Raw genomic sequence first — 9,635 nt, 5'->3', positions numbered from 1 at the left:
TGACGAGGTAGATAGGTCCGAGGTGGAAGCGTGGCGACACGTGCAGCTGACGGATACTAATCGATCGAGGACTTAACCAATACGAAAAGGGGAGCAAGACATCAAGAAAAGCACCGCCTATCCTTTCTTTTCTGATCTGTTATCTAGTTTTGAAGGAACCATCCTTCGAATAGTCTAGTGACGATGGCGGAGAGGTCACACCCGTTCCCATCCCGAACACGGAAGTTAAGCTCTCCAGCGCCGATGGTAGTTGGGGCTAACGCCCCTGCAAGAGTAGGACGTTGCTAGGCGGACAGAAGCTAGAGAACTGGTCAATCCGTTCTCTAATTTTTTTGTCCAATTAGATTTTGCGTTTTTATTAACGCCATTAAAATCCTCTCCCCCATAAAAAAGCACCGTGGAAAATAGGTGCCAAAATGAAGAAAAAGCGGCTAACCTTTTATAATGAAGAGGTTAGTCGCTTTTTTTATTCAGTCTTTTTTATGTCAATTCTCCTTTTTCGAACATCAGGAATTAAGCGATGCAGATGAATGATTAACAGTCCGTGATGATAGGTTGCCTCGATTCTCTCCTCTTTTATTGGGAAAGGAAGAGGAATCGTCTTTTCCCATGTTCCTTGAAAAATCCCTTCCTCCACGAGCTCAAACCCTTGAAAATGTAAATTAATCGTTGCTTTAATTTCTAATGCTCTATAATACGTATATAATTCGACATGCTCTATATCTTCTAAACCAGGCAAACAAACCACAATGAGTAGCTCATTCTCTGCTTTTTTGTATATATTCACTCCTGTCGTGTTCGTTGATTTTTCTGTAGCAGGGAGAAAAGATTGGAAACTCCCCCAAAAATCTTCGTTAAAAAAATTTTCCCAATGCTTCGTCCAGTCTGGAGGAAATGAACCGAATGGGCTTGTTTTCATGTTGTTTCTCCTTTCTTCTCCCTGTTTACTTAAGACTAAACAGAATTTTGTCTGGTGCCTTTCTTGCGTTCTTCTTAAATAGAAAAACCAGGAATCGTCACTTTTGCTATTTTATCATATGTCTCGGCTATAAATTGGTGAAACAAATAGAGAATCCGAACATTATTTTTTATTTTAAAAAAAACGTTCGATTCTGTGTTGACATCGTTACAAAAACATTGATAAGATAGTGGTAACTTGATAACATTCCCTCATATAATCTTGGGAATATGGCCCAAAAGTCTCTACCCAATAACCGTAAATTATTGGACTATGAGGGAAAGGATCGAATGGCTTTTTCGCCTTTTTTATGGCCGAATTATGCCCAGAACGGTGCTTTCCCTCAAATAAGGAACACGCGTTCTGGGTTTTTCTATGGTAAAAACTAATGAGGTGAGAGCAAATGAACCCGCTTGTTGGTGTCATTATGGGAAGTCAATCGGATTGGGATACAATGAAGCATGCTTGTGATATATTATCGGAATTACACATTCCGTTTGAAAAAAAAGTGGTTTCTGCACACCGAACCCCTGACTACATGTTTGAGTATGCAGAATCTGCGGAAAAGAGAGGCATTAAAGTCATTATTGCCGGAGCCGGGGGAGCCGCACATCTACCTGGGATGGTAGCCGCAAAAACAACGTTGCCTGTTATCGGTGTGCCCATTCAATCAAAAACGTTAAATGGTTTAGATTCTCTTTTATCGATCGTACAAATGCCAGGAGGTGTGCCTGTTGCGACTGTTGCTATTGGAAAGGCAGGAGCGACGAATGCAGGCCTTTTAGCCGCGGCCATTCTTGGGATTTTCGATTCCGAATATATGAATGCTTTAAAAGCGAGAAGAGAGCAAATTCGTAAAGAAGTATTAGAAAGCAGTGATGATCTTGAATAACCAGATGATCGTACCTGGACAAACCATTGGGATTATTGGAGGCGGACAGCTTGGTCGAATGATGGCTATTGCCGCTAAAGAAATGGGGTTCCGCATTGCCGTGCTTGACCCGATCGCCGATTCTCCGTGCAGTCAAGTAGCAGATATCGAAATTACGGGAGAATATAGCGATTTAAGTGCCATTCAAAAGCTGGCTGAGGTAAGCGATGTGATTACGTATGAATTTGAAAACATTGATGCGGCAGCGCTCGATTGGCTTGTCAGCCACTCCTATGTTCCACAAGGAAGCAAGCTGCTCATGATCACTCAAGATCGAGCTACAGAAAAACAAGCGATTGTGACAGCAGGACTTCCAGTTGCCCCTTATCAGGAGGTGCAAACAAAAGAAGAATTAGTGACGGCCGTTGATGCGATTGGCCTGCCGTGTGTGCTGAAAACATGCCGAGGCGGTTATGATGGCAAAGGGCAATTTGTGATTCGTTCCAAAAAGGATGTCCAAGCGGCTAGTTTGTTGCTGCAATCAGGCCATTGTGTGTTAGAAGGATGGGTTTCCTTTGAAAAAGAAGTCTCTGTCATTGTATCAAGAAATGGACTAGGAGATATGAAAGTATTTCCTGTTGCAGAAAATATCCATCTTGATAATATTTTGCACCAAACGATCGTTCCCGCACGAATGGCTGAACACATCGCCCAAAAAGCCATCGCTTATGCAGAAAGACTTGCGACGTATTTTGAATTAGTCGGAACACTGGCAGTGGAAATGTTTTTAACCAGTGAAGGAGATATTTATATTAATGAGCTTGCCCCTAGACCGCACAACTCAGGTCATTATACAATTAATGCTTGTGTGACCTCTCAATTTCAGCAACATATTCGTGCCATCTGCAATTGGCCTTTAAGCGGTACAGAATTATTGAAGCCGGCTGTGATGGTCAATATTTTAGGCGAGCATCTCCAGCCAGTAATAGACTGCATTGCCGAAATGGCCGATATGCACCTTCATTTATATGGGAAAAAAGAGGCGAAGCACAAACGGAAGATGGGACATGTTACGCTGCTTGCTGAAAATGTAGATGCCGCACTGCAACGTATCGATGATTTGAAAATTTGGATGAAATGACAGATGTTTGAGTGCAGAAGGAGGAAAAAAAATGATCGAACGGTATACAAGACCGGAGATGGGAGCGATTTGGACGGAAGAAAATCGCTTTAAAGCGTGGCTGGAAGTAGAAATTTTAGCTTGTGAGGCTTGGGCGGAGCTGGGAGTCATTCCAAAGGAAGACGTGGCGAAAATTCGCCAAAACGCTTCGTTCGATATCCAGCGCATTAAAGAAATTGAGGAAGAAACTCGTCACGATGTGGTTGCCTTTACCCGTGCGGTCTCCGAAACATTAGGAGAAGAACGAAAATGGGTGCATTATGGATTAACATCGACGGACGTTGTCGATACCGCTTTATCGTATTTGCTGAAGCAGGCAAATGAAATTTTGCTTAAAGATTTAGAGTACTTTATTCAAGTATTAAAGGAAAAAGCACAAGAGCATAAATATACGGTCATGATGGGACGGACGCATGGGGTTCATGCAGAGCCGACAACGTTTGGGTTGAAATTAGCTCTTTGGTATGAGGAAATGAAGCGAAACTTAGAACGTTTCAAACAGGCTGCTGAAACGGTTCGAGTTGGGAAAATTTCCGGAGCTGTCGGAACGTATGCGAATATTGATCCTTTTGTTGAAAAGTATGTATGCGAAAAGCTTGGATTAGAGCCAGCACCTATTTCCACTCAGACTCTTCAGCGTGATCGCCATGCCCATTATATGGCGACATTGGCGCTCATTGCAACGTCCATCGAAAAATTTGCTGTTGAAATTCGTGGTTTGCAAAAGAGTGAAACACGTGAAGTGGAGGAGTTTTTTGCTAAGGGACAAAAGGGATCTTCTGCAATGCCGCATAAACGCAATCCAATCGGCTCTGAAAATATGACAGGGATGGCGCGTGTCATTCGCGGATATATGCTAACGGCTTACGAAAATGTGCCGCTTTGGCATGAACGCGATATTTCCCATTCATCAGCTGAACGCATTATTTTGCCTGATGCCACCATCGCGTTGAACTATATGCTCAATCGCTTTGCTAATATTGTAAAAAACTTGACAGTATTCCCAGAAAATATGAAACGCAATATGGATCGCACGCTTGGATTGATTTATTCTCAACGCGTTTTGTTAGCGTTAATTGATAAAGGCATGGTACGTGAGGAAGCGTATGACTTAGTTCAGCCAAAAGCAATGGACGCATGGGAGAAACAAGTTCCGTTCCGTTCGTTGGTTGAGGCAGACGAAGCGATCACACAGCGATTGACGAAAGAGGAAATCGATGATTGCTTTGATTACCATTATCATCTCAAGCACGTTGATACGATTTTTACGCGTCTCGGATTATAAGCAAAGCAGGTAAGGTTTTCCCTTACCTGCCCACAAGCCAAAAAATTCCTAATATTCTGTTTTGGGAGGCTTCTACCCATGGTCAAAAAATTAGAGCAGCTTTATGAAGGAAAAGCAAAAAAAGTGTATCGCACAGATGAAGAAGCGGTGTTTTGGATTGAATATAAGGATAGCGCCACGGCATTTAACGGAGAGAAAAAGGCAACTATTGCTGGAAAAGGACGTTTAAATAATGAAATTACCAGCTTATTATTTGCCAAATTGCATGAAGCCGGCGTCAATAATCATTTTATTCGTAAACTTTCGGAAACAGAGCAGCTTGTTAAAAAAGTAACGATTATTCCCCTTGAAGTTGTTGTCCGCAATTATGTCGCTGGAAGCCTTGCAAAGCGGCTTGGCATTGCCGAAGGAACAAGTTTGGAAAAACCGCTGATTGAGTTTTATTACAAAAATGATGAGCTTGGCGACCCTCTGTTGTTGGAAGACCATATTGCTATTTTAAAGCTAGCGACCTCAGAACAAATCGCCATATTAAAGGAGCAGGCTTTAAAGATCAATGAGATCCTCACCCGCCATTTTCACAGCTGTCAGGTTCGATTAATTGATTTTAAATTAGAGTTTGGTTTTGATGCGGAAGGAAACATAATATTGGCGGATGAAATTTCGCCAGATACTTGTCGTCTATGGGATATGGAAACCAATGAAAAATTTGATAAAGATGTATTTCGACGCGATTTAGGAAACTTAACGGATGCCTATGAAGTGATTTTACAAAGATTAGGGGGACAAACAAAATGTACAAAGTAAAAGTATATGTCACATTGCGAGAAAACGTGCTAGATCCACAAGGAAGTGCGGTAAAAGGAGCGCTTCACAGCTTATCTTACCAAGAAGTACAAGATGTGCGGATTGGCAAGTTTATGGAGCTTATGATTGAAAAAAACGATCGCGATATTGAAGAAATTGTGCGCGATATGTGTGAAAAGCTATTAGCCAATACAGTGATTGAAGACTACCGGTATGAGATTGAGGAGGTAGTGGCGCAGTGAAATTTGCAGTGATTGTATTTCCGGGCTCCAACTGTGATGTTGATATGTACCATGCGATTAAGGATGAATTGGGAGAAGAAGTCGAGTATGTATGGCATGATGCCGACCATCTTGATGAGTTTGATGGAATTTTACTTCCGGGAGGCTTTTCATACGGAGACTATCTTCGTTCAGGGGCGATTGCCCGCTTTTCCAACGTGATGAAGGCGATCCAACAAGCGGCAGAAGCAGGGAAACCGATTTTAGGCGTATGTAATGGATTTCAAATTTTGTTGGAAGCCGGGCTTTTGCCAGGAGCAATGCGCCGCAATCACAGTCTAAAATTTATGTGCCGTCCAGTAGAGCTTCGCGTAGAAAATCATGAAACAATGTTTACTTCAATGTACGAGAAGGATGAAATGATTACGATCCCGATCGCCCATGGCGAAGGCAACTATTACTGCGATGAAGAGACGTTAAAGCAGCTGATCGATAATCGCCAAATTGTTTTTCGATACTACGGGGAAAATCCGAACGGCAGTTTAGCTGACATTGCCGGTATTATCAATGAAAAAGGCAATGTTCTAGGGATGATGCCTCATCCGGAGCGTGCAGTGGATGAGCTGCTCGGCAGCGCTGATGGTTTGAAGTTGTTTCAGTCAATTGTGAAATATTGGAGGGAAGCACATGTCGTTACTTCTTGAGCCAAGTCCGACAATGATTAAAGAAGAAAAATTATATCGTGAAATGGGATTAACAGATGAAGAGTTTGCAATGGTAGAACGCATTCTTGGGCGTTTGCCTAACTACACGGAAACCGGCATTTTTTCCGTGATGTGGTCGGAGCATTGCAGCTATAAAAACTCCAAGCCCGTTTTAAAAAAATTCCCGACTGAAGGCGATCATGTTTTGCAAGGGCCTGGTGAAGGGGCAGGGATTGTCGATATTGGTGACGGATTAGCCGTTGCGTTTAAAATTGAAAGCCATAACCATCCTTCTGCGATTGAACCGTACCAAGGCGCAGCAACTGGGGTTGGAGGAATTATTCGCGATGTCTTTTCCATGGGAGCTCGGCCGATCGCCTTGCTGAATTCATTGCGTTTTGGGGAGTTAACTTCTCCTCGTGTCAAATATTTATTTGAACATGTTGTCGCTGGCATTGCCGGATATGGAAACTGTGTTGGCATTCCGACCGTCGGCGGCGAGGTGCAATTTGACCGTGCTTACGACGGCAATCCGCTCGTCAATGCTATGTGTGTGGGATTGATCCGTCATGAGGATATTCAGCGCGGTGTAGCATCGGGTGTCGGCAACACGGTGATGTATGTTGGAGCTAAAACAGGACGCGACGGCATTCATGGGGCCACCTTTGCTTCTGAAGAACTGACCGAAGAGTCTGAAGCAAAGCGCCCAGCGGTTCAAGTCGGTGATCCCTTTATGGAAAAATTGTTGCTGGAAGCTTGCTTAGAAGTCGTTCAGTCTGATGCGCTCGTTGGCATCCAAGACATGGGCGCTGCCGGGCTTACTAGTTCTTCTGCTGAAATGGCCAGCAAAGCCGGCTTTGGCATTGAGATGAATTTAGATCTTGTGCCACAGCGCGAAACAGGGATGACTCCGTACGAAATGATGCTTTCAGAATCGCAGGAACGGATGCTTCTTGTTGTGAAAAAGGGCCGCGAGCAAGAAATTTATGATTTGTTTGCTAAATACGGGCTTGAGGCCACTGCGATCGGAAAAGTAACGGATGACAAAATGCTTCGTCTTTATTTCCATGGCGAAGTGGTCGCTGAGGTTCCAGTCGATGCTTTAGCGAAAGATGCACCCGTGTATCATAAGCCGTCCAAAGAACCGGATTATTATCAAGAATTTCAACAAATCGATTATCTTCCGACGGTAGAGAACTATGAGGAAACACTGCTTTCATTGTTAGCGCAACCGACGATTGCGAGCAAGGAATGGGTATATGATCAATATGATTATATGGTGCGAACGAATACGGTAGTCGCGCCGGGATCAGATGCGGCGGTTGTGCGTATTCGCGGGACAAAAAAAGCATTGGCGATGACGACGGACTGCAACTCACGCTACATTTATTTAGATCCAGAGACAGGAGGAAAAATCGCCGTTGCGGAAGCGGCCCGGAATATTGTCTGCTCAGGCGCTAAGCCGCTAGCGATTACAGATTGTCTTAATTTTGGAAATCCTGAAAAACCAGAAATTTTTTGGCAGATTGAAAAAGCGGTCGATGGAATGAGCGAGGCGTGCCGTTTATTAAATGCACCGGTCATTAGCGGCAATGTATCGCTTTACAACGAAACGAATGGTGAAGCGGTGTACCCAACCCCGGTTGTCGGAATGGTCGGGCTCGTTGATGAATTGAGCCATATCACGACGCAAGCGTTCAAACAGTCTGGCGATTTCATTTATGTGATTGGAAAAGCAAAGCAGGAATTTGGCGGCAGTGAATTACAAAAATTATTAGAAGGCCGCATTTTCGGCAAAGCGCCAAGCATTGACTTGCATGTGGAGGCCGAGCGCCAGCAAGCGCTTTTAGCGGCGATTCGCGCCGGATTGGTTGCTTCCGCTCACGATGTATCTGAAGGCGGTTTGTCCGTAGCGTTAGCTGAATGTTTAATGAATGCGGATGGATTAGGAGCAAAGGTAAAGATTAGCGGCGATGCGGTTGCCGAATTATTCAGCGAAACACAATCGCGTTTTATTGTGTCCGTGAAAAAGGAACATCAGGCGGCCTTTGAACAGTTCATAGAAGCGACTTTGCTTGGAGAAGTCACTAGTGATGGGATGCTTCATATCGAGGCAGAAAGCGGTAAAACAGTTGTCCAGCTTTCGGTTACACAAATGAGAAGCGTGTGGAAAGGAGCTATTCCATGCTTGCTGAAATCAAAGGATTAAACGAAGAATGTGGAATTTTTGGGATTTGGGGACACGAGGAAGCGGCACAAGTCACTTATTATGGATTGCACAGCTTACAGCATCGCGGCCAAGAAGGGGCAGGGATTGTCGTTTCCGATGGTGAAACATTGAAGGGACATAAAGGTCTCGGGCTTGTGACGGAAGTATTTAGCGATGGCCAGCTACAGCAATTAAACGGAGCGGCAGCGATTGGGCATGTGCGCTATGCAACAGCAGGAGGCGGAGGCTACGAAAATGTTCAGCCTCTGCTATTCCGCTCGCAAAGCGGAAGCATTGCTTTGGCCCATAACGGCAATTTAGTCAACGCGGCTGAGCTTAAGCTCCGTCTTGAACAGCAAGGAAGCATTTTTCAAACGACTTCGGATACGGAAGTATTTGCTCATTTAATTCGTCGTAGCATGGCGCCAACGTTAAAGGAGCAAATCAAGGTGGCCCTCAACTATCTCGAAGGAGCATTCGCCTTCCTTTTGTTGACGGAAACAGAAATGTACATCGCTCTTGATCCGCAAGGATTCCGTCCGCTTTCTATCGGCCGTCTTGGCAATGCTTATGTCGTCGCTTCGGAAACGTGTGCGTTTGATGTAGTGGGAGCTGTATACGAGCGCGAAGTAGAGCCTGGAGAACTGATTATCATTAACAAACACGGCATTTATGCAGAACGTTATGCGGAAAAACGCCCGCGCTCGATTTGCAGTATGGAATACATTTATTTTGCCCGTCCTGACAGCAATGTCGATGGGATCAATGTTCATACAGCCCGCAAAAATTTAGGAAAACGCTTGGCGCTTGAAGCGCCAGTCGATGCAGATGTTGTGACAGGTGTGCCTGATTCCAGCATTTCTGTCGCGATTGGTTATGCAGAGGTGACAGGAATTCCATATGAGCTAGGATTAATTAAAAATCGTTATGTAGGGCGGACGTTTATTCAACCGTCGCAGGCATTGCGTGAACAAGGCGTGAAAATGAAGTTATCTCCTGTCCGGGGAGTCGTAGCTGGCAAGCGGGTCGTCATGGTTGATGACTCGATTGTGCGCGGAACGACAAGCAGACGAATCGTCAACATGCTTCGAGAAGCTGGGGCGAAAGAGGTCCATGTTCGCATTAGCTCACCGCCTATTACTCATCCTTGTTTTTATGGAATTGATACGCCAACAAAAGAGGAACTCATTGCTTCCGCCCATTCGGTTGAAGAGATGCGGCAGATGATTGGCGCCGATTCGTTAGCATTTTTAAGCCATGAAGGATTGCTGGAAGCGATTGGGCGTTCGGCGAACGGTTCTCTGTTTCGCGGTCAATGCATGGCATGTTTTACCGGAGAATACCCAACTAATACATGCAGCCAGTTATTAGAGCAAACAGTTAAGCAATAAAGGAGGACT

General features: G+C 44.5%; 9 protein-coding genes, 1 rRNA gene and 1 riboswitch. Of the genes, 9 read left to right on the top strand and 1 reads right to left on the bottom strand.

All coding sequences use genetic code 11. The annotated features are described in order from the left end of the window. The first annotated feature begins 173 nt into the window (after positions 1-173). Positions 174-290: ribosomal RNA gene (gene rrf / locus B6A27_RS01130) — 5S ribosomal RNA — on the top strand. Between the two features lie 176 nt (positions 291-466). Here the strand turns inward: rrf and B6A27_RS01125 are convergent. Continuing rightward, the gene (locus B6A27_RS01125; RefSeq protein WP_066148383.1) at positions 467-919 is read right to left on the bottom strand and encodes an Hsp20/alpha crystallin family protein; all 453 of its coding nucleotides are present in this window, start codon (positions 917-919) and stop codon (positions 467-469) included. 231 nt (positions 920-1,150) lie between these two features. Continuing rightward, positions 1,151-1,252: riboswitch (purine riboswitch) on the top strand. 109 nt (positions 1,253-1,361) lie between these two features. Here B6A27_RS01125 and purE point away from each other — a divergent pair. The 8 genes from purE to purF all read left to right on the top strand — a co-directional run bounded on the left by purE (position 1,362) and on the right by purF (position 9,626). Next, positions 1,362-1,850: a 5-(carboxyamino)imidazole ribonucleotide mutase gene (gene purE / locus B6A27_RS01120; protein ID WP_066148385.1), complete on the top strand. Its 489-nt coding sequence runs from the start codon at positions 1,362-1,364 to the stop codon at positions 1,848-1,850. Further along, complete coding sequence (purK, locus tag B6A27_RS01115; RefSeq protein WP_080859676.1) at positions 1,837-2,970, top strand: 5-(carboxyamino)imidazole ribonucleotide synthase; 1,134 nt, start codon at positions 1,837-1,839, stop codon at positions 2,968-2,970. Before purE ends, purK begins: the two co-directional genes overlap by 14 nt. A 31-nt stretch (positions 2,971-3,001) precedes the next feature. Then, positions 3,002-4,294: an adenylosuccinate lyase gene (gene purB, locus B6A27_RS01110; protein WP_080859674.1), complete on the top strand. Its 1,293-nt coding sequence runs from the start codon at positions 3,002-3,004 to the stop codon at positions 4,292-4,294. A gap of 78 nt (positions 4,295-4,372) precedes the next feature. Continuing rightward, positions 4,373-5,101: a phosphoribosylaminoimidazolesuccinocarboxamide synthase gene (purC, locus tag B6A27_RS01105; protein WP_066148390.1), complete on the top strand. Its 729-nt coding sequence runs from the start codon at positions 4,373-4,375 to the stop codon at positions 5,099-5,101. Beyond that, entirely contained in the window at positions 5,089-5,343 is a 255-nt protein-coding gene (gene purS, locus B6A27_RS01100; RefSeq protein ID WP_044741330.1) for a phosphoribosylformylglycinamidine synthase subunit PurS, read from the top strand. The genes purC and purS overlap by 13 nt, the downstream gene beginning before the upstream one ends. Continuing rightward, entirely contained in the window at positions 5,340-6,026 is a 687-nt protein-coding gene (gene purQ / locus B6A27_RS01095; protein WP_066148392.1) for a phosphoribosylformylglycinamidine synthase subunit PurQ, read from the top strand. The genes purS and purQ overlap by 4 nt, the downstream gene beginning before the upstream one ends. Beyond that, positions 6,010-8,235 (top strand): phosphoribosylformylglycinamidine synthase subunit PurL, encoded by a 2,226-nt coding sequence (gene purL, locus B6A27_RS01090; RefSeq protein WP_066148394.1) that lies wholly within the window; start codon positions 6,010-6,012, stop codon positions 8,233-8,235. Before purQ ends, purL begins: the two co-directional genes overlap by 17 nt. Continuing rightward, the gene (gene purF, locus B6A27_RS01085) at positions 8,211-9,626 is read left to right on the top strand and encodes an amidophosphoribosyltransferase (RefSeq protein WP_066148396.1); all 1,416 of its coding nucleotides are present in this window, start codon (positions 8,211-8,213) and stop codon (positions 9,624-9,626) included. The genes purL and purF overlap by 25 nt, the downstream gene beginning before the upstream one ends. Positions 9,627-9,635 lie beyond the last annotated feature (9 nt).

Source organism: Anoxybacillus sp. UARK-01 (assembly GCF_002075365.1).
In the GTDB taxonomy this organism is placed as follows: Bacteria; Bacillota; Bacilli; order Bacillales; family Anoxybacillaceae; genus Anoxybacteroides; species Anoxybacteroides rupiense.
The sequence above is the reverse complement of the archived record's forward strand: the minus strand, read 5'-3'. Positions and strand labels throughout refer to the sequence as shown.

Coding starts and splice junctions, on each gene's coding strand:
- B6A27_RS01125 (WP_066148383.1), bottom strand. CDS start 919: ATGAAAACAAGCCCATTCGGTTCATTTCCTCCAGACTGGACGAAGCAT.
- purE (WP_066148385.1), top strand. CDS start 1,362: ATGAACCCGCTTGTTGGTGTCATTATGGGAAGTCAATCGGATTGGGAT.
- purK (WP_080859676.1), top strand. CDS start 1,837: ATGATCTTGAATAACCAGATGATCGTACCTGGACAAACCATTGGGATT.
- purB (WP_080859674.1), top strand. CDS start 3,002: ATGATCGAACGGTATACAAGACCGGAGATGGGAGCGATTTGGACGGAA.
- purC (WP_066148390.1), top strand. CDS start 4,373: ATGGTCAAAAAATTAGAGCAGCTTTATGAAGGAAAAGCAAAAAAAGTG.
- purS (WP_044741330.1), top strand. CDS start 5,089: ATGTACAAAGTAAAAGTATATGTCACATTGCGAGAAAACGTGCTAGAT.
- purL (WP_066148394.1), top strand. CDS start 6,010: ATGTCGTTACTTCTTGAGCCAAGTCCGACAATGATTAAAGAAGAAAAA.
- purF (WP_066148396.1), top strand. CDS start 8,211: ATGCTTGCTGAAATCAAAGGATTAAACGAAGAATGTGGAATTTTTGGG.